16 protein-coding genes are annotated in these 19,963 nt (G+C 65.8%); 10 read left to right on the forward strand and 6 right to left on the reverse strand.

Going from position 1 to position 19,963, the window contains the following annotated elements:
- Positions 1 to 6 precede the first annotated feature (6 nt).
- The 3 genes from CAG41_RS23025 to CAG41_RS23035 are packed head-to-tail and all read left to right on the forward strand — an operon-like array spanning position 7 to position 3,475.
- Positions 7 to 1,443: a PIG-L deacetylase family protein gene (locus CAG41_RS23025; RefSeq protein WP_085640360.1), complete on the forward strand. Its 1,437-nt coding sequence runs from the start codon at positions 7 to 9 to the stop codon at positions 1,441 to 1,443.
- Positions 1,440 to 2,594, forward strand: a complete 1,155-nt coding sequence (locus CAG41_RS23030; RefSeq protein WP_085707509.1) for a glycosyltransferase — start codon at positions 1,440 to 1,442, stop codon at positions 2,592 to 2,594. The genes CAG41_RS23025 and CAG41_RS23030 overlap by 4 nt, the downstream gene beginning before the upstream one ends.
- Positions 2,591 to 3,475: a glycosyltransferase gene (locus tag CAG41_RS23035; RefSeq protein WP_085585289.1), complete on the forward strand. Its 885-nt coding sequence runs from the start codon at positions 2,591 to 2,593 to the stop codon at positions 3,473 to 3,475. Before CAG41_RS23030 ends, CAG41_RS23035 begins: the two co-directional genes overlap by 4 nt.
- 27 nt (positions 3,476 to 3,502) lie before the next feature.
- Here the strand turns inward: CAG41_RS23035 and CAG41_RS23040 are convergent, their stop codons facing one another.
- Together CAG41_RS23040 and CAG41_RS23045 are read right to left on the reverse strand one after the other, a co-directional pair.
- Entirely contained in the window at positions 3,503 to 4,720 is a 1,218-nt protein-coding gene (locus tag CAG41_RS23040) for an acyltransferase (protein ID WP_085707510.1), read from the reverse strand.
- Positions 4,720 to 6,582, reverse strand: coding sequence for a bifunctional O-antigen ligase/aminoglycoside phosphotransferase family protein (locus tag CAG41_RS23045; protein ID WP_085585285.1), 1,863 nt, complete (start codon positions 6,580 to 6,582; stop codon positions 4,720 to 4,722). Before CAG41_RS23045 ends, CAG41_RS23040 begins: the two co-directional genes overlap by 1 nt.
- Before the next feature lie 154 nt (positions 6,583 to 6,736).
- On the opposite strand from CAG41_RS23045, the gene msbA reads away from it, so the two are divergent.
- The 3 genes from msbA to hldE all read left to right on the forward strand — a co-directional run bounded on the left by msbA (position 6,737) and on the right by hldE (position 10,991).
- Complete coding sequence (gene msbA / locus CAG41_RS23050; RefSeq protein ID WP_085585283.1) at positions 6,737 to 8,539, forward strand: lipid A export permease/ATP-binding protein MsbA; 1,803 nt, start codon at positions 6,737 to 6,739, stop codon at positions 8,537 to 8,539.
- A 169-nt stretch (positions 8,540 to 8,708) separates the two neighbouring features.
- Positions 8,709 to 9,413 carry a sulfotransferase family 2 domain-containing protein gene (locus CAG41_RS23055; RefSeq protein WP_085585281.1) on the forward strand — a complete coding sequence of 235 codons (705 nt, stop codon included), beginning with the start codon at positions 8,709 to 8,711 and terminating at the stop codon, positions 9,411 to 9,413.
- Between the two features lie 153 nt (positions 9,414 to 9,566).
- The gene (gene hldE, locus CAG41_RS23060) at positions 9,567 to 10,991 is read left to right on the forward strand and encodes a bifunctional D-glycero-beta-D-manno-heptose-7-phosphate kinase/D-glycero-beta-D-manno-heptose 1-phosphate adenylyltransferase HldE (RefSeq protein ID WP_085585279.1); all 1,425 of its coding nucleotides are present in this window, start codon (positions 9,567 to 9,569) and stop codon (positions 10,989 to 10,991) included.
- A gap of 65 nt (positions 10,992 to 11,056) precedes the next feature.
- Here the strand turns inward: hldE and CAG41_RS23065 are convergent, their stop codons facing one another.
- From CAG41_RS23065 to CAG41_RS23080, 4 genes are all read right to left on the reverse strand, one after another.
- Positions 11,057 to 12,025: a metal ABC transporter ATPase gene (locus tag CAG41_RS23065; RefSeq protein ID WP_085585277.1), complete on the reverse strand. Its 969-nt coding sequence runs from the start codon at positions 12,023 to 12,025 to the stop codon at positions 11,057 to 11,059.
- A gap of 31 nt (positions 12,026 to 12,056) precedes the next feature.
- On the reverse strand, positions 12,057 to 12,869 hold the full coding sequence (locus CAG41_RS23070) for an aldo/keto reductase (protein ID WP_085585275.1): 813 nt from the start codon (positions 12,867 to 12,869) through the stop codon (positions 12,057 to 12,059).
- The gene (locus tag CAG41_RS23075; RefSeq protein ID WP_085585272.1) at positions 12,866 to 14,041 is read right to left on the reverse strand and encodes an FAD-binding oxidoreductase; all 1,176 of its coding nucleotides are present in this window, start codon (positions 14,039 to 14,041) and stop codon (positions 12,866 to 12,868) included. Before CAG41_RS23075 ends, CAG41_RS23070 begins: the two co-directional genes overlap by 4 nt.
- 132 nt (positions 14,042 to 14,173) lie before the next feature.
- Complete coding sequence (locus tag CAG41_RS23080) at positions 14,174 to 14,506, reverse strand: multidrug efflux SMR transporter (RefSeq protein ID WP_085585270.1); 333 nt, start codon at positions 14,504 to 14,506, stop codon at positions 14,174 to 14,176.
- A gap of 102 nt (positions 14,507 to 14,608) precedes the next feature.
- On the opposite strand from CAG41_RS23080, the gene CAG41_RS23085 reads away from it, so the two are divergent.
- The 4 genes from CAG41_RS23085 (at position 14,609) to CAG41_RS23100 (ending at position 19,876) form a co-directional block, all read left to right on the forward strand.
- A complete protein-coding gene (locus CAG41_RS23085; RefSeq protein ID WP_085585268.1) occupies positions 14,609 to 15,511 on the forward strand; it encodes a LysR family transcriptional regulator in 903 nt (300 codons plus the stop codon).
- Between the two features lie 11 nt (positions 15,512 to 15,522).
- Positions 15,523 to 16,797 (forward strand): lipid IV(A) 3-deoxy-D-manno-octulosonic acid transferase, encoded by a 1,275-nt coding sequence (gene waaA / locus CAG41_RS23090; RefSeq protein ID WP_085707511.1) that lies wholly within the window; start codon positions 15,523 to 15,525, stop codon positions 16,795 to 16,797.
- Positions 16,798 to 17,024: 227 nt separating this feature from the next.
- Entirely contained in the window at positions 17,025 to 19,046 is a 2,022-nt protein-coding gene (gene tssI, locus CAG41_RS23095; protein WP_085707512.1) for a type VI secretion system tip protein TssI/VgrG, read from the forward strand.
- Complete coding sequence (locus tag CAG41_RS23100; RefSeq protein ID WP_085707513.1) at positions 19,043 to 19,876, forward strand: DUF4123 domain-containing protein; 834 nt, start codon at positions 19,043 to 19,045, stop codon at positions 19,874 to 19,876. The genes tssI and CAG41_RS23100 overlap by 4 nt, the downstream gene beginning before the upstream one ends.
- Positions 19,877 to 19,963 lie beyond the last annotated feature (87 nt).

The raw sequence follows: 19,963 nt of genomic DNA on the forward strand, positions 1-19,963 counted from the left end.
GCGCCCATGAACCGCAAACAGCAACTGCTCAAGCGTCACCGGCGCAACAAGCGCATCGGCCTGCTGGTCGCCTTGATCGTCCTGGCTGTGTTGGGCTTCGCGGTGGCGTGGTGGTTGCCGCCGCTGCTCGCGGTGCTCGGCTGGATCGCCCACGAGGCCTGGTTCGCCGATCACCTGTTCTATTCGCCGAAGGACGACTATCGCTACAGCTTCCCGCCGTTCACCCCGCAGCCCAAGGTGCACCTCAACGGTGGGCAACTGCGTCTGGATGACGGCGTGATGCTGGTGGACGACGCCACCCTGATCCTCGCCGTGAAGGTCAAGAGCACCTGGCTGGGGCGTTTTCTCGATCCGCGGGTCGAGTTGCTCGGCGGCGACGACCCGGATGCGCAGACCTTCGAGCGGGGCGTCAACGGCCTGCGCTACCTCAACCTGAGCGGCCAGGCCCAGGCGCTTTCCCAAGGCCGGCTGCGCCTGCGCGGACGTTTTTGCCGGGTGTCCGGCGAGCCGCTGCTGTGGGCGCTGGAGCAGCCGGACTACCGCCGTCAGCGGGTGATGGTGATTGCGCCGCACGCCGACGACGCCGAACTGGCGGCCTACGGGCTGTACAGCCAGGCCGACGAAGCGTGGATCGTGACGCTGACCGCCGGTGAGATCGAAGCCGATCACTACCGGCAGATGGGCCTGGACAAGGTCGAGGCGGCGCGGCTCAAGGGCCGTCTGCGTGCCTGGGACAGCCTGGCCGTGCCGCGTTGGGCCGGCGTGCCGCAGGCGCATTGTGTGCAGCTCGGCTACTTCTGCCTGCAACTGGCGGCGATGCAGGCCGCGCCGGATCGGCCGGTGGGCTCGCGGGAGGCCGACCTCAACGACACCCGGCTGTTCCGCCGCTTGAATCCGTTCACGCTGCCTGGCGATGCCGACGGCGCGCCGACCTGGAACAACCTGCTGGCGGACCTGCGCGAAGTGCTGCTGCGGGCGCGTCCCGACGTGATTGTGCTGCCGCACCCGACCCTCGATCCGCACCCCGACCACCTCTGCTCGCAGCAGGCGGTGATGCAGGTGCTGGAGGGCCTGGACTGGCAGCCGACGCTGCTCGGCTACGCCAACCATCTGCACGACAACGACCGCTGGCCGATGGGCGACAACGGCCAGGGCATCGCGCTGCCGCCTGCGTTCGACGCGACGGTGGCGATGCAGCCGCTGTGCCTGCCGCTGTCGCTCGCGCAGCAGCGCGACAAGGCCATGGCGCTGGGCATGATGCACGACCTGCAGCCGCCGGCCCCGTTCAAGCGGCGCCTGCGCCGTTGCCTCCAGCGGCTGCTGGCGGGCCGGAAGCCGTCGGTGTACGGCGAAAACGAATTCTTCAGAAAAGCGGTGCGGCGCCAGGAGTTGTTCTGGCAGGTCCGCCCAGGTGAGACAGGCGTCCAGCGGGGAGAGGTATGAGTCAACGTTCAAAGGTGCTGCAGCTGCAGCCGGACTACAACGTCAAGGCCCATGATTTTGCCGACCTCGCGGAGCAGATCGTCAAGGCCCTGCCCAAGGACCGCTATGAGGTGACCGCCGCGTTCCTGCGCGGCAAGCCCGGTTCGGGCGAGCCGGTGAGCCGCGCCGACCGTTCGGTGTACTTCGAGTTTTCCGACAAGTCCCTCAAGGGCATGCGCCTGCGGGCGATGTGGCAGTTGTACAAGTTCTGCCGCCGGGAAAAGTTCGACGTGGTGATCTGCAACCGCTTCAAGCCGGTGAACATGATGCTGGCCCTCAACCGCTGGCTGAAGGTGCCGCTGTGCATCGGCATCTCCCATGGCTTCGGTGAATACGACCGCTTCTACCGGCGACGCCAGACCCAGCGCCTGATCGACCGGCACTGGCGCTTCGTCGGCGTGTCGCCGGCGGTCAAGCAGTACCTGTTGGACTGCGCCTGCGGCTTCACCGACGCCAACACCTGGGCCATCACCAACGCCATCGACATCGAGCAGGCCGAAGGCCTGCAGCACAGCCGCGAGCGTGCCCGCGAGCTGCTGGGGATCGACCCGGACGTGCGTCTGGTCGGTGCCCTGGGGCGGCTGGTGTCGGTCAAGGGCCACACCTACCTGTTGCAGGCCTTTGCCGCGCTGAAAGACAAGTACCCGAACACGCAACTGGCGATCATCGGCGCCGGCCGCCTGCAGGCGCCGCTGGCCGAGGAGATCGCGCAACTGGGCCTGACCGGCCGCGCGCACCTGCTCGGCTTCAAGGAAAACGCCCTGCAGTACGTTCGCGCCTTCGACATCTGGACCATGCCGTCGCTGGCCGAAGGCCTGGGCCTGGCCCTGCTGGAAGGCATGAGCGGGCATCTGCCGGTGATCGCCTCGAACGTGCCGGCCATGCTGCCGCTGATCGAAGGCGCCGGCGGCCTGGCGGTCGCGCCCAAGGACGTGTCGGGCCTGACCGCGGCGCTGGACGCCTACCTCGGCCTGTCGGACGAGGAACTCAAGGCCAAGGGCGCGCAGGCTTACCGCTATCTGCAGGAACAGCACGACATCGAGGTGTTCCGCCAGGAATACCTGAACCTGATCGACTCCGGCCTGGAACAGGCCCGCAAGGAACAGCCATGAGCGACGCGCAACCCCTCGTCACCGTCATCATCGCGTCGTACAACCACGGCCCGTACATCGAAGAAAGCATCCTCAGCGTCATCAACCAGACCTACCCGAACATCGAGCTGCTGGTGGTCGACGACGGCTCCAAGGACGACAGCGCCCAGCGCATCGGCGCCTTGCAGGCCCAGCATGGCTTCGACTTCCGCGTGCAGCAGAACCAGGGGCTGACCAACACGCTCAACGGCGCCATCGCCCGGGCCAAGGGCAGCCTGATCGTGCCTTTCGGTTCCGACGACATCATGTACCCGGACCGGATCGCCACCCAGGTCGCGTACATGGACGGCAAGCCGGAGGTGGGCATCTGCGCCGGCAACATCGAACTGATCGACGCCGACGGCAACCTGTACCCGGAAAAGCGCCAGCGCCGCGACGTGCCGTTCCGCCGCCTGGACTTCGATGACATGTTCCTGGAGCGCAAGCCGTATCCGCCGGCGCCGACCCTGATGATCCGCCGCGAAGCGCTGGAGAAGGTCGGCGGCTTCGACCCGACGATCCGGCTGGAGGACCTGCTGATCGAACTGAAGGTCACCCGCGCCGGCTACTTCATCGACGGCCTGAACGTGGTGATGGCGCGCTACCGCAAGCACGCCACCAACTCCTACAAGAACCACCGGTTCATGATCGACAACATCCTGCGCACCTACGCGTTGTTCAGCGACCATCCGCTGTACGACGAGGTGCGCTTCAAGTCGCTCAACTCGATGTTCCTCAAGACCGCCAACCGCGACCGCAAGCTGGCGCGGGAACTGCTGGCGCAGATCCCGTTCAAGGCCTGGAACAAGAAAACCTGGCGCGGCCTGGGCCGCTTGCTGTTTTCGCCGCTGGAAAAGGATTGAGCCCACCCCCGGGAAGGGCGCCCGGCTTCAGCGGGCGACCTTCTGGGCCAGGCGTTTCTGGCTTTCCTTGCGCTGGCGCAGCCGGTTCAGCAGCGTCTTGCCGAGGGCCATCCCCGGCCGCTCGATGTACAGGAAGGTCAGGCTGCTGATGAGGATCAGCAGGCAGGTGCACACCGCCAGCAGCGGCAGGTAGACCCACGCGTCCCGTGCATCGACCTGCAGCCACAGCGGCAGGCGCTGCACCATGGCCCAGAGCACGAAACCGTGCAGCAGGTAGGTGCTGTAGCTGATTTCGCCCATCCAGCGGATGCTGCGCGGCTTGAGTGCGCCGAACAGCGAATTGCCCGACGCCACGATCACGAAGAACAGCCCCAGCAGAAGCAGCGGCGGCGCCTTGAACGCCCGGTTGAACGCCGTGAAGGCGATCGCCAGGGCCAGCAGGGCGACGATGCCGGCCGTGCGTGTCCGGCTCCAGGCGACCAGCTGCGGCCGGCGGATCCAATAGGCCGCCGCGATCCCGCCGAGGAAACTGGCCAGGAAATGCTTCTTCAGCGAGTGCTCCCAGCCCACCGCCTGATACAGCGCGTAGATGCCGATCAGGCACAGCAAGACCTGCCGCCAGCTGCCGCGGTAGATGAACACCATGCCGGCCAGCGGCAGCGCCAGGTAGAAGAACACTTCATAGGCCAGCGTCCAGGTCACGTTGGAGATCAGCATGCCGGTCTGCGGGTAGCGGTTGATGTCGGGCCGGTCGAACGTCAGCCAGGCCAGCACCTGCCGGGCCAGTTGGCTGCCCGGCTCCTTCAGTTCCCAGCCCTGCAGGTGGAACACCGTGACGAACACCAGCAGCATCAGGGGTAGGTACAGCGGATACAGCCGGAACACCCGCGAGATCCCGAACGCCAGCCAGTCGTGCCGGCGGCCGTGGGTCAGCAGCCGGTCCCAGAACAGGAACCCGGTGATCATGAAGAACAGGGCGACGCTGCCCTGGCCGAGCATGGCGTAGAGGTTGTTCGGCGGAAAGTCGATCACCCCGGTGCGCAGGAATATCCAGGTGATGATCGAGTGGTGCACGAACACGCCGAACGCCAGGTAGCCGCGCAGCCCGTCGATGCTGGCGAAACGGCTCTCTCCGGCGTGCTGCAGGTGCCGGGTGATGGTCGGGACCGCCCGCAGCAGCAGGGCGGCGCTGGCGATGGCCAGCGCATAGGCGGCCAACGCGATGAGGGGATTGGTTTCGTTCATCAGTGAACCCGGGCCGGAGCGTTGCTGGCCAGCACTTGCCTGTGCAGGTTATCCACAGCGGATTGCGACGCGGTCATGGCATAGCCCTGAAGCAGCGCGTCGAGATGGTCTTCGAACAGCCAGCGCTTGTCGACGGTGTAGCGTTGCATGTGGCGCAGGTTGCGCTGACGCAGCGACAGGCCGAGCGCGGACGGGTAGATGCGCAGGTCGGCCAGGTCGATCAGGCCGAACTCGCCGTCCTCGAGCACCAGCACGTTGCCCAGGTGCAGCGAGCGGAAGTACACGCCCTGCTCATGCAGTTGCGCCATGAACCGGCCGAAGCGCTCCACCAGTGCCTGACGCACCGCCGGGGCGGTGATGCCCTGCAGCACCTGGCGCAGGGTGTGGCCCGGCAGCGGCGAGTAGTGCACGGCGCTGCTGCCGTCGTCCAGGCGATAGAGGCCGAGCACTTGCGGGGTCGGGATGCCCATCCGGCGCAACTGTTCGCTGTTGACGGCAAAGCGCTCCGAATAGGGGTTGAAGCTGCCGGAGGTGTACCAGCGGCGCGGGCGGAACAGCTTCAGGAAACTGCCGTCGCCAAGGCGCAGGACCTTCGGGCCCAGGCCGTCCTCTTCGATCACCTGGGCATCGCTGGCCATCTGCTGCAGTCCGGCCGCCGACAGCGGCTCCACCGGCAGCGCCAGCAGGCGCCGGGCCCGCTGGTTGATGGACAGGGCGGCGATCAGCGCCAGGGGAATCCACAGCAGGAACCAGTGTTCCTTCGGTCGGGAAATGATGCCGCCGCCTTCCGTCAGGCCGGCGCCGATGCCGAACACCAGCAGGGCCGAGGCGAGGATCAGCAGCGGCTGCACACGCTGGCGCCAGCTGCTGTACAGACCCCAGACCTGGAAGAACAGCCAGGGCAGCAGGCCCAGGATGCCGACGTAATAGAGCACGCCCAAGGTAAAGCTGTGGGGCTCGGCGAAGTCGTAGCCGACCCCCGGGTCGATGGCCAGGCTGGCGTTGTAGCCATGGCCGATCCACGGGTGTTCGGCGATCTTGTGCAGGGCCATCTGCCAGATCTCCAGGCGGTAGGAGTCGCCGCGCTCGATCAGCATCTGGCCGAACAGCCAGGACACCCCGAGGCCGCCGACGGCCATGGCGCCGAGCAGGAACAGCGAGCGCCGGTTCCAGCAGATGAAGCACAGCCACAGCGCCGCCAGCGTGAGGGCCACCAGCGGAGTCCTGGAGCCGGTCGCGATCACGGCCATGAACATCACCGCCATGGCCGGCACGCTGAGCCACAGGAACTGCCGGCGCTTGGCGATCATGGTCATGCCCAGCCAGTAGGCGCTGAAGAAGCCGAACAGGTGCGAGCTCAGCAGCGGGTTGTCGAACGCCCCGCCACCGACCAGGCGCATGCCGGGTTCGTAGGCGCGGGCGAACAGGAACAGGAACACGGCCGTGGCCGCCAGCGCGATCAGCGCGGCGGTGAACAGCAGCGGCTGCAGCAGCTCGCTGCGGTAGCGCACGAGCAGGTAACAGCCGGCAAACAGCAGCACGGTGTGCAGCGGCGGCTTGAACATGCCGCCGACCGGTTCATCGGCGGGGCCCCAGCACAGGCTGAGCAGCGCCCATCCGACGAACAGCAGGAGGGCGACGATCAGCGGCTCGCGCAGCAGTTCCCGGGCTTCCCTGGGGCGCAGGCAGAGGGCGATCAGCGTCGGAATGCTGAACAGGCCGTAGAACAGCTTGTGGTGCAGGCTGCGTCCCGGCAGGAAAAACAGCGCGCACAGGAGCAGGAGATAGCCGAGGGGAAGAATCCACAGGCAAATGAAATCGAAGACCCGGTTAGAGGTGCTGTTGAAGCCGCGAAGTTGCATGCTGTGAGTTTAAATCCTGAAAAGGTACGGCCATTCGGATGATGGCTATTTGACGCTGAACGAGACGCCTAACAATACCAGCCTTTCGCCGATTGCCAGAGACCTGAAGAAGCTGTGCTAAAGTCAGCGTCCTTTTTATCGACTTCTGCGTGATATGACCGACTCCAGTCCCGCCGCAAGCCCATCGAGCTTGAAAATCTACTTCCGCCTGCTCGGTTACGTCAGGCCGTACATCAGTCTGTTCCTGATCAGCATCGTCGGTTTCCTGATCTTCGCCTCGACCCAGCCGATGCTCGGCTACATCCTCAAGTACTTCGTCGACGGCCTGTCCAACCCCGAGGCGGCGCTGTTCCCCTCCGTGCCTTACCTGCGCGACCTGCAGCTGCTGCAGGCCGTGCCGCTGCTGATCATCCTGATCGCCGCGTGGCAGGGGCTGGGCTCCTACCTGGGCAACTACTTCCTGGCCAAGGTCTCCCTGGGCCTGGTGCATGACCTGCGGGTGCAGCTGTTCAACAACCTGCTGATCCTGCCCAACCGCTATTTCGACAAGCATAACTCCGGCCACCTGATTTCGCGCATCACCTTCAACGTGACGATGGTCACGGGGGCGGCAACAGATGCGATCAAGGTCGTAATCCGTGAGGGCATGACCGTCGTCTTCCTGTTCGCCTCGCTGCTGTTCATGAACTGGAGGCTGACGCTGGTGATGGTCGCGATCCTGCCGCTCATCGCCTTGATGGTGCGCACCGCGAGCAAGAAATTCCGCAAGCAGAGCAAGAAGATCCAGCTGGCCATGGGCGACGTGACCCATGTCGCCTCGGAAACCATCCAGGGCTACCGCGTGGTGCGCAGCTTCGGCGGCGAAGCCTATGAAGAGAAGCGCTTCTTCGACGCCAGCCAAGGCAACACCGACAAGCAACTGCGCATGACCCGCACCGGCGCGATCTACACGCCGCTGCTGCAACTGGTCATCTACACCGCCATGGCGATCCTGATGTTCCTGGTGCTGTTCCTGCGCGGCGACGCCTCGGCCGGCGACATGGTGGCCTACATCACCCTGGCCGGCCTGCTGCCCAAGCCGATCCGTCAGCTGTCCGAAGTCAGCTCGACCATCCAGAAGGGCGTGGCGGGCGCCGAAAGCATCTTCGAACAGCTGGACGTCGAGCCGGAAATCGACACCGGCACGGTCACGCGCGATTCGGTCAGCGGCCGTCTCGATGTGCGCAACCTGAGCTTCACCTACCCGGGCACCGAACGTCAGGTGCTCGACGACATCAGCTTCTCGGCGGAGCCGGGGCAGATGGTGGCGCTGGTGGGGCGTTCGGGCAGCGGCAAGTCGACGCTGGCCAACCTGATTCCGCGCTTCTACCACCACGACAAGGGCGAAATCCTGATCGACGGCGTGGAAGTGGAGCAATACAAGCTGCTGAACCTGCGCCGGCACATCGCCCAGGTGACCCAGCACGTGACCCTGTTCAGCGACACCGTGGCCAACAACATCGCCTACGGCGACCTGGCCGGCGCGCCGCGCGAGGACATCGAGAAGGCGGCCCGCGACGCCTACGCCATGGACTTCATCGCGCAGCTGCCCCAGGGCCTGGACACCCAGGTCGGCGAAAACGGCGTGCTGCTCTCCGGCGGCCAGCGCCAGCGCCTGGCGATCGCCCGCGCCTTGCTCAAGAACGCGCCGTTGCTGATTCTCGACGAGGCCACCTCGGCGCTCGACACCGAATCCGAGCGGCACATCCAGGCAGCGCTGGATCAAGTGATGAAGGGCCGCACCACACTGGTGATCGCCCACCGCCTGTCGACCATCGAGAAGGCCGACCTGATCCTGGTGATGGATCAGGGCCGGATCGTCGAGCGCGGCACCCACCAGTCGCTGCTGGCGCAGAACGGCTACTACGCCCGCCTCAACGCCATGGGCCTGGACGCCCCGGCCGAAGACATCGCCTGACCCCTTGCGGTGGCGAGGGAGCAGTTCCCCTCGCCACCGGTCCGGTTTGTATCCGCTCCTTTACGCTTCTTGACCAAACCGGAATAAATCCCGGCACCGCGCTTGTTAAGGTTCCTGAACGAACCCAGAACCTGAACCGAAGGGCCATCCCCTTCACGCGGATCCCGTCATGCTGCAACGTTATCTCTGGAAACTGCTGCCCAAACCCCAGCGCGCCTTCCTGCTGGGACGCCTGCCGGTGGTCGACCGGCAAGTGGTGAACAAGTCGATGTCGGCCCAACGGGCCTTTCCCAAGGCGTTCGAGCAGCGTGCCTGCCTGTTCATCCATGTGCCCAAATGCGCCGGCAGCAGCATCTGCACGGCGCTGTTCGAAGGCTGGCGCCCCGGCCACCTGCCGCTGTACTGGTACGAAGAGCAGTTCCCCGAGCGCTACGCGGCGGCGTACAAGTTCGCCTTTGTGCGCGATCCGCTTGAGCGCGCCTACTCGGCCTATGCCTTTCTGCGGGGCAATGAGCTGGGCAGCCGTGACCAAGGGGCCCAGCGGCTGGTCAGGCGCTACCGCGATTTCGATGACTTCGTCGCCCGCTGGCTGCACGCCGAAACGATCCCGCGGCAATTGCACTTCGCCGCGCAAACCGACTTTCTCGTCGATTCGCTGGGGCACCTGGCGCTGGACTTCATCGGCTACCAGGAACATCTGGAGCGGGATTTCCACCTGGTCTGCGAACATTTGGGGATCGAAGGGCGGTTGCCTCACGTCAACGGCTCCCGCCAGCGTCAGCCGATGCCGGCGCGGGAGTTCTGCTCGGTGCGCACCCGTCGGCTGGTGCGGCGGGTGTACCAGCGCGACTACGACCTGCTCGGCTATGAGTGAACGGTGACGTGCGCCGGCCTGCCTACGGCGGCGTAGGTGCTCAAAAAACGAGCAAAAAAGTCAGCTGTTTCATCCTGTTGCAGCCGCTGCACAAGCCTTCGCCAACCCTGTGCTAATATCGCGCCCCTGTTCATTTTGTATGTGGGTTGCTCCATGAAGTTGTCCATGCCGCGATTCGATCAAGCCCCTGTCTTGGTGGTCGGCGATGTCATGCTCGACCGTTACTGGCATGGCGGAACCTCACGGATTTCCCCTGAGGCGCCGGTTCCGGTCGTCAAGGTCGAGCAAATCGAAGACCGTCCGGGCGGCGCCGCCAACGTTGCCCTCAACATCGCCGCGCTGGGTGCGCCGGCTTCGCTGGTCGGCGTGACCGGCGACGACGAGGCCGCCGACAGCCTGAGCAACAGCCTCAAGGGCGCGGGCGTGCGGGCCCTGTTCCAGCGCATCGCGCACCAGCCGACCATCGTCAAGCTGCGGGTCATGAGCCGGCACCAGCAATTGCTGCGCATCGATTTCGAAGAACCGTTCGCCACCGATGCCCTGGCCTTGGGCGCACAGGTCGACGACCTGCTCGAAGGCATCAAGGTGCTGGTGCTGTCCGACTACGGCAAGGGTGCGCTGAAGAACCACCAGGCGCTGATCCAGGCCGCCCGCGCCAAGGGCATCCCGGTGCTGGCGGATCCGAAGGGCAAGGACTTTTCGATCTACCGCGGCGCCAGCCTGATCACCCCGAACCTCAGCGAGTTCGAGACCATCGTCGGCAAGTGCGCCGACGAGCACGAACTGGTGAGCAAGGGCGCGGCGCTGATGCACGACCTTGAGCTGGGCGCGCTGCTGGTCACCCGAGGCGAACACGGCATGACCCTGCTGCGCCCGGAGCATCCGGCGCTGCACCTGCCGGCCCGCGCCCGCGAAGTGTTCGACGTGACCGGCGCCGGCGACACGGTGATCTCCACCTTGGCGGCGGCGATCGCCGCCGGCGAGGACCTGCCCCATGCGGTGGCGCTGGCCAACCTGGCCGCCGGCATCGTGGTGGGCAAGCTCGGTACGGCGGCGATCAGCGCCCCGGAACTGCGCCGCGCGATCCAGCGCGAAGAAGGCTCCGAGCGCGGTGTACTGGGGCTGGAGCAACTGCTGCTGGCGGTGGCCGATGCCCGCGCGCACAACGAGCGGATCGTGTTCACCAACGGTTGCTTCGACATCCTCCACGCAGGCCACGTGACCTACCTCGAACAGGCACGGGCACAGGGCGACCGTCTGATCGTGGCGATCAACGACGACGCGTCGGTCAGCCGCCTGAAAGGGCCGGGCCGTCCGATCAACAGCGTCGACCGGCGCATGGCCGTGCTGGCCGGCCTCGGTGCGGTGGATTGGGTGATCAGCTTCCCTGAAGGCACCCCGGAAAACCTGCTGCGCGAGGTCAAGCCGGACGTGCTGGTCAAGGGCGGCGACTACGGGATCGACCAAGTGGTCGGCGCCGACATCGTCAAGGCCTACGGCGGCACGGTGAAGGTGCTGGGGCTGGTGGAAAACAGCTCCACCACGGCGATCGTGGAAAAGATCCGCAAGTCCGAGTGAAGCCCTGAAAAAGACCGCGCCGGTGATGCGCTCGCAAGAGCCATCGCCGGCGCGGTCTTTGGCTTTCAGGAACCCACGTTCTTGCTCGGCACGATTCGCTTGAGCAGTTGCGTCGCCTTGCCCCGCAGCCGGGCCAGTCCCGTGTCCTTGGCGGGCGCGGTCAGCCCTTGCTGGCGCAGCCAGTCCTTCCAGCGGATCCGCTCATCGCGCACCAGCCAGCCGTCCTGCCGGGCGAAGCTTTCGGCCAGGTACAGGCCCCGGGTGCCGGCCGGGTGCAGCTGGCCTTTCTTGAGTGTGTACAGCTCGGCCAGCGGCTCGCCGTCCTGCAGCGGCATCAGGTAAAGGTCCGGACGCTTGCGGTCCAGCCGCGCCACCAACTGGTCGCCTTCCAGGCGCTCGTCCACATGGAACAGGCTCAGGTTCTTGGCTTCCTTGGGCACGTCCAGGCGCAGGTCGTAGATCAGCTGCAACGAGGCGGTCGGCAGGTGCACGTAGGCCCGCGGGCGTTCCATCAGTTGCAGGCTGGCGCAGCGCACCGGCCGCGCCGAGCCGGACTCCGGCGTCAGGCGAAACGGCAGGGCTTCGCGGTAATGCAGTGCCGAGGCGTAAGGCGCCGGCAGCCAGGTGTCGTTGAAGCGCCCGCCGAGCCAGCCTTCGGGCGTCTCCAGCAGGCATTCCTCGGCGATTTCCTGGATGGCCGTGTGCAAGGGCAGGTTCAGCTCATGGGCCGGCACATAGCCTGAGATCAGCTTCAGCACCACATCGCCGCGGTCCTGCCGGCGCTGGCGCACCAGTACCCAGTAGTCGCGGCTCTGCCAACGCAGGGTCAGGCGCACCGAAACCCCGAGGTTGGCCAGCTCCAGCGCAAAGCGCTCGGCGTCCGGCACCGTGACCGGCCGCCGCCGCTGCAGGGTCTGGGCGAAGTTCAGCGGCCTGCCGACGCTCTGGTAGGTCAGGCCTTCCGGGGTGGCTTCGACGAACAGCGGCAGGGTCTTGAAATTGCTCGGGTTCTTTCTGATGAGCGTGCGCGGCATGTCGGCTCCTGCTTAAGGCCGCGGGGCGGCGTCAGAGACCACGAAGGACCTGTGCAACGGTCGCGACGTTGTGGGCGAGGTGCAGCGGGTTGATCGTCCCGACGATGGCGCTGGCCACGCCGGGCTGCCCGAACAGCAGCTCAAAACTGGCGCGCACCGGATCCACGCCGGGATCGAGGCAAATGTGACCGCTGGCCAGGGCCTTCTTCACCAGAATGGCCTTGCCGTGGGCAGCAGCATAGTCAATGACGGCCCTTTCGCTCTGTTCGTTCAGATTGTAGGTGACCATCGCGCAGTCGCCTTGCTCCAGCGCCTTCACGCCGCCTTCGACGGTCTTGCCGGACATGCCGAAGCCGCGGATCTTGCCTTCGGCCTTGAGCGCCGCAAGGGTTGCGTACACTTCGCAGCCTTCGAGGATGGCCATGTCGTTGCCGTCCGAATGCACCAGCACCAGGTCGATGAAGTCGGTCTCCAGCCGCTGCAGGCTGCGTTCCACCGACATCCGCGTGTGGGCGGCGCTGAAGTCGTGGCGCGACTGGCCGTCGGCGAACTCTTCGCCGACCTTGCTGACGATCACCCAGTCATGGCGCTGGCCGCGCAGCAGCGGGCCGAGGCGCTCTTCGCTGCGGCCGTAGGCCGGTGCGGTGTCGATCAGGTTGATGCCCAGGTCCCGGGTGAGCTTGAGCAGCATGCGGGCTTCGTCATCATCGGGGATGCGGAAGCCGTTGGGGTATTTCACGCCCTGGTCGCGGCCAAGCTTGACCGTGCCCAGGCCCAGCGGCGAAACGCTCAGGCCGGTGCTGCCCAGGGGGCGGTGGAGATCGTGCAGGGTCGCTTGGCTCATGGCAGCAATTGCTCCCAGGCCGGCACACCCAGGGGCGGCTTGGGCAGGGCCGGCAGGGCGGTGGGGGCGCCCGGCTTGATGCCGTCGCGCTCCAGGGCGGCAAGCACCCGGTCGGCGAAGTCCGGCGCCAGGGCCAGTTTGGTCGGCCAGCCCACCAGCAGGCGGTCCTGTTCGGCGAGGAAGGCGTTGTCGGGGCGGGTCAGGCCGGTCTGCAGCGGCTCGGCGCGGTCCACCCGCAGGGTCGCCCATTGCGCGCTGCCGAGGTCGATCCACGGCAGCAGTTGGCCGAGCTCTTTCTGTGCGGTGGCGATCTGCTCGGCCGGCTCGCGGGCCACGCCGTCAGCTTCGGCGATGTCGCCGCCCAGGTACCAGACCCACTGGCCGTCGGCCGCCGGGTGGGTGGTCACGGTGATGCGCGGCTTGGTGCCGCCGCCCAGGCAGTGGGCGTACAGCGGCTTCAGGCCAGGGCCCTTGACCATGATCATGTGCAGCGGGCGGGTCTGCATGGCCGGCTGGCTCAGGCCCAGCGCCGCCAGCAGGTCGGCGGTGCCGGCGCCGGCGCTGAGGACGATGCGTTGGGCGCGGATCTCGCGTTCGTCCACCTTGAGGCCCACCAGCGCGCCGTTCTCCAGCAGCGGCTCGATCTTCTGGCCGGACAGCAGACCGTCGCCCGCCAGTTCCGCCAGGCGTGCGATCAGGCTCGGCACGTCGATCACCAGTTCGGCCAGGCGGTAGACCTTGCCCTTGAAGCGCTTGTCCTGCAGGGCCGGCGGCAGTTGCTCGCCCTTGACCTGATCGACCCGCCCGCGCACGGCCTTGCTGGCGAAGAAACTGGTGAGGTTGCCCGCCAGGGTGCCCGGCGACCACAGGTAATGGGCCTCGGACAGCAGGCGCACGCCGGCAAGGTCCAGCTCGCCGTCACCGGCCAGCGCTTCGCGCCAGCGGCGCGGCATGTCGGCGATGGCCTCCGAGGCGCCGGTCAGGGCGCCGTGCAGCGCGTACTTGGCGCCGCCGTGGATGATGCCCTGGGACTTCACGCTCTGCCCGCCGCCGAGGCTGGCGCTTTCCACCAGCACGGTCGAAAAGCCCTGGCGGCGCAGGCGCGCGTTGAGCCAGAGACCGGCGACACCGGCGCCGACAATCAGCACGTCGGTGGAAATTGTGGATGGCATGCGACGACCTCAGTGTTCAAGACGAGGGCGCAGTATACAGACTCGGGGAAAAGGGGATTTGCTGCTGATCATCCGTCTGCAAGCCCAGACAGATTCCCGTGGCGAGCGCGCTTGCTCGCCACGGGTTCGCCGTCAGTGGCCGGCGGTCTTGGAGAACAGCTGGATCACGACGACGCCCAGCACGATCAGCGCCATGCCCAGCATCGCCGGGATATCCAGCTTCTGCCCGTAGATGAACAGCGCCGCCACGCTGACCATCACGATGCCCATGCCGGCCCACACCGCGTAGGCGACGCCCACCGGCACGCTGCGCACCACCAGGGTCAGCATCCAGAAGGCGATGCCGTAGCCGACGATGACCAGCAGCAGCGGCAGGGGCGTGCTGAATCCCTTGACCGCTTTCATCGAGACGGTGGCGATCACTTCGGCGCAGATGGCAATGGCCAGGTAGGCGTAGGCGGTCATGGTTCGATCCTCATGTGAAACGTTGCTTTACGAGTCCGCATTTTAGGGATTGCCCGGATGCGGTAAAGTCATTACCTATCTGTTTTGAAGATGGGTTGCGCAATGAACATGCAATGGAACCTGGATCAGTTGCGGGTCTTCGTGGACGTCGCCGAGCAGCGCTCGTTTTCCGCCGTGGCGCGCCGGCAGCGCAAGGCGCAGTCGGCGATCAGCAGCGCGGTCGCCCAGTTGGAGGATGACCTGGGCGTCAGCCTGTTCGAGCGCAGCAGCGGGCGTCAGCCGAGCCTCACCGAGGCCGGCGAGGCGCTGCTGGAGGACGCCCGGGAAGTGCTGCGCCAGTGCGAGCGCCTCAACGGCCGGGCGATCGCGATGATGCGCGGTGAGGAAGCGCAACTGCGGGTGGCCCAGGACGAGGCGATGCCCTATCAGGCCCTGGTGGAAAGTTTCGGCGCGCTGGCCGAGCAGTTCCCCAGCCTGGAAGTGCAGCTGACCAGCGCCGCCCAGGGCGAAGTGGCGCGCAAGCTGGTGGAGCGCCGCGCCGACCTGGGGCTGTTGTTCTATCACGATGAAATCCCCGAAGCGCTGGAGCGCCGGGTGCTGGGCAGCGTCGACATGGTCACGGTGTGCGGCGTCAACCATCCGCTGGCGGCGCAGCCGTACGTCGATGCCCGGCAACTGGCGCAGCACCGGCAGTTGCTCATGTCGACCCAGACCAGCGTCTACCCCGGCAACGAGCCCGCCAGCCCGCAGGTGTGGCGGGCCGACAGCTTCTACGTGATGGCCGAATGGCTGGTGCGGGATCTGGGCTGGGCCTGGCTGCCGCGCCATGTGGTGCAGTATTCGGCGTACCAGGGCCTGATGGTCGAACTCGACAGCGAATGGACGCCGCCGGCGCTGGTGGTGGAGCTGGTCTGGCGCCGCGACGAACCGCTGGGGCCGGCGGCCCGTTGGCTGGCCGAACGATTTGCCGTGCACTTGCGGGCGATCGGCGACAAAAGCCGATAGACTGCGCCGCCATGAATAGAACTCTTTACTCCGCGCTGTTTTACCTGGGGCTGCCGCTGGTGGCGATTCGGCTGTGGCTGCGTTCGCGCAAGGCGCCGGCCTACGCCAAACGCATCGGCGAGCGTTTCTCCTACGAGATGCCGGCGCTGCGGCACGGCGGGATCTGGGTGCACGCGGTGTCGGTGGGCGAAAGCATCGCCGCCGCGCCGATGATCCGCGCCTTGCTGCAGCGTTATCCGCAGCTGCCGATCACCGTGACCTGCATGACCCCGACCGGTTCGGAGCGGATCCGCGCCCTGTTCGCCGACGAGCCGCGCATCCAGCACTGCTACCTGCCTTATGACTTGCCCTGCGCGGCCGCGCGTTTCCTGGACCGTGCGCAGCCCAAGCTTGCGGTGATCATGGAAACCGAACTGTGGCCCAACCACATCCACCAGTGCGCCAAGCGCGGGATACCGGTGGCGCTGGCCAACGGGCGGCTGTCCGAGCGTTCGGCCAAGGGCTATGCGCGGTTCGGCAAACTCACCGGGCCGATGCTGGCCGAGATGAGCCTGTTCGCCGTGCAGACTGAGGCCGAGGCCCAGCGTTTCCGCGACCTGGGCGCGCGGCCGGAGACGGTCGAGGTCACCGGCTCAATCAAGTTCGACCTCACCGTCGACCCGCAATTGCTGCAGCGCGCCGCCGAACTGCGCGGGCAGTGGCAGGCGTTGGAGCGTCCGGTGTGGATCGCCGCCAGCACCCACGTCGGCGAGGACGAAGTGGTGCTCGACGCCCACCGTCGCCTGCTGGCCAACCATCCCGATGCGCTGCTGATCCTGGTGCCGCGTCATCCGGAACGTTTCAACGCTGTGTTCGAACTGTGCCAAGGGCAGGGCTTCGCCACGGTGCGCCGCTCCACGGGCGCGAATGTCGAGGCCGGCACGTCGGTGCTGCTCGGCGACACCATGGGCGAACTGCTGTTCCTGTACGCCCTGGCCGACAGCGCCTTCGTCGGCGGCAGCCTGGTGCCCAACGGCGGGCACAACCTGCTGGAGCCGGCGGCGCTGGCCAAGCCTGTGATCAGCGGCCCGCACCTGTTCAACTTCCTCGACATCGCCGCGCAGCTGCGCAGCGCCGGGGCATTGGCCGAGGTGGACGATGCCGAAGGATTGGCGGTTGAAGTGCAGCGCCTGTTCGAGCTGCCCCGGGATGCGCAGCGCATGGCCGAGGCGGGGCTGGACGTGATGCGCCGCAATCAGGGGGCGTTGCAGCGGTTGCTGGAAGGGTTGGGCCGGCTGATGAAATAGTTCGCCGCTCCACTCACAACCCACAAGAAACCGACAGTCATGTCGGTTTTTTTGTGGGCGTTGTCCGGACAGGTTTACCGACTTGGGAAGCGTCCTTCCTTGTTTAAAGACCACTCCTACATTCGGCCATTTCCTGCTTTGTTAGTGTGCCCGCCAGTTTTCGCGAGCACAGACCACGGACGGTTTGGACATCGCGCTTCTTTTCCTCATTGCTTAAGGATAAGCGTATGTTCCGGTCGGTCAGTGCCGCGCCTTTCGCGTTGCAGATTCCCGCTGTTCGTCATGACTTCAAGGTGCTGGCTTTCAGCGGCACCGAAACCATCAGCATGCTTTACGGCATCCACGTTGAACTGGTCAGCGAGCATCCCGATTTCGACCTGGGGCGTCTGCTCGGCCAACCGGCGTTTTTGCAGTTCGGCCATAACGGCGAAGGCCTTCACGGGCACATCGACGAGGTGATGGCTGGCGAGTCGGGCAAACGGCTGACCCGCTATCACCTGACGCTGGTGCCGGCCCTCTATTACCTCCAGTTCAGCCACGATCAGCGGATTTTTCAACAGCGCACGGTGCCGCAGATCATCGCGCACGTGCTCAAGGGGCATGGCATTCAAGGCGATGCATTTCGCTTTCATGTCGTGACGAATCCACCGCGTGACTACTGCACCCAGTACGGGGAATCGGACTTCGAATTCATCCTGCGTCTGTGCGCAGAGGAGGGCATCGCCTGGCATCACCAGCATTCGGCGGATGGCCATTTGCTGGTGTTTACCGATGATCAGGTGTTCCTGCCCAAGCTTGGCTCCACGCCGTACCAGCAGGATTCGGGCATGGTCGCCGAGCACTCGGTGGTCAGCCGCTTCAGCCTGCGTAACCGCACACGAACCAGCACCGTCACCCGCCGCGACTACGACTTCAAGCGCCCCAGCCTGTTGCTCGAAAGCCGTTTCACCGCCGAGTTCACCCCAGTGCTGGAGGACTATCGCTATCCGCTGTTGATCGAGAATGAACGGCGCGGCAAGCAACTGGCGCGTCAGGCCCTTGAGCGCCATCGCAGCGACTATGAACTGGGCGAGGGGCAAAGCGATCAGGCCAATCTGCGCTGCGGCCATCTCTTCGAACTGACCGAGCACCCGCGCCAAAGCTGCAATGAACTGTGGTTGTTGGTGAGCGTCAGCCATGCCGGGAAGCAGCCGCAAGTTCTTGAGGAGTCGGTCACCGGTGACACTCAAGACACTGACGGCTTCACCCAGGGCTATCGCAACACGTTCAGTGTGATCCCTGCCGAGGTGGTGTTTCGTCCTGCTCTGCCACCGCGACGCCGACCGCTGGTCGCGCAAACGGCGCGGGTGACCGGCCCCTCCGGCGAAGAGATCTACTGCGACGAATACGGCCGGGTGAAGTGCGAATTCCCGTGGGATCGCGCCGAACTCAACAGCGAACGCAGCAGTTGCTGGCTGCGGGTCTCGTCGAATTGGGCCGGTGAAGCCTTCGGTTCGGTGACGATCCCGCGCATCGGCATGGAAGTGTTGGTGACCTTTCTGGAGGGCGACCCTGATCGGCCTTTGATCACCGGTTGCGTGGCCAACAAGGTCAACTCGGTGCCCTATGCCTTGCCGGATAACAAAAGCAAAACCGTGCTGCGCAGTCACAGCACACCGCACACCGGCGGCTACAACGAACTGATGATCGAAGACCGCGCCGGCCAGGAAAAAATCTACCTGCGCGCCGAGCGCGACTTCGAGCAACTGATCCTCAACGACAGCCGCAGCCAGATCCGCCGCGACCGTTTCGAGCAGGTCGACCAGCACAGCGTCAGCCTGATCAAGGCTGATGAACGGCACACCACCGACGGCACGCGCAACACGGTCATCGGCACCGATGACCTGCTCAGCATCAGCGGCAACAGCAGCACCACGGCCAGCGGCACGCTGGTGATTCAGGCCGGCCCGCATGCACGGGTGACCGCCAGCCAGGTGGTGATCGATGCCGGCGCTAGCTTGACGCTGACGGCAGGCGGTCATCACATCGTGATCAATTCGGGCGGGATCTTCAGCAGTGTCGCCATCGTCGAGGGCGGTGCGCCGGTGGCAGGCGTGGTTGCGCAGACAGCGTTGGCGGCGGTGCCCGAGGAACAGCACGCGCAGGTCTTGTTGTCCGTGACCGCACAACAGGTCGCGCTGGCCCAGGCCGCCGAGCAGGCCTCTTCAGTGTGCGCCGTGTGCGAAAAACTGGCGCAGGTGGGCGCATGAGCCGGGCTTATCTGTTACTGGATCGAATCCAGATCGCCAACCTTGCCGATCGCCTGTTCGAGCTGACGGGCCGCGCGTCGGTTCATTCGCTTTATCGGCACACCGCTTACAGCGACCTGGACAGTGTCGGGCCGTTGTTGACGGAAGTTCTGCCTGACAGCCCGCTGGAACGGGTGTTCTGGCAGGCGTGGAGCGCGACAGCGGGTATCTGGCTAGAGTCGGAGGCCGACGAACTTCAGGTGCTGGAGCATCTGCGTGGTTTGGTCCACGCACGGGTCGAAGGAGGCGCGACGGTTTTTTTCCGCTTCTACGATCCACGCGTCACAGCCTCCTGGCTGGCGGATTTGCCCTTCCTTGAGCGGGATCGCCTGATGGGGCCGATTCGACTGATCCGTTTGCCGGGCCTGGAGATCCGTCAGCAAGCCGCGCAACCGGCAATCCCCTATGCGCAGCAGCCTTGGCTGGGTCTGGCAGCCGAGCAGCTCGATCACCTCGACACCGCGAGGCGCGAGTCTTTCGACCGGCAACTGATCGAGCACGTTCGGCGCCACTTTCCCGGATCGCTCAAGTCCCTGGACGTCTGCGCGCTGCGGCAATGGGCATCGGACTGTCAGTCGAGCGCCGCGCGCAGCGGTTTCAGCGCCGTCGATGAAGTACTGATCTGGTCTCGATTGCCGGCCGTGCTGGGCAGGGATTTCCCCGATGGTTCGGAGCATGGCGTCTATCGGCAGCTACTGACCGAACCCGGCGTCACACCCCATCAGCGTCTGGACAACCTCAACCATGCATTGACGCAACAGTTACTGACTGAAAAGGACCTCGCCCCATGAGCGCCGAAAAACTGGCCATGGTTGACCAGGCTGCTCAGGCCGAGCGTGCGGCCAGAGCCCAGCCCCATGTGGACATCAACAGCCCGG

Origin of the sequence: Pseudomonas sp. B35(2017) (genome assembly GCF_002113645.1) — a bacterium.
In the GTDB taxonomy this organism is placed as follows: domain Bacteria; phylum Pseudomonadota; class Gammaproteobacteria; order Pseudomonadales; family Pseudomonadaceae; genus Aquipseudomonas; species Aquipseudomonas ekonensis.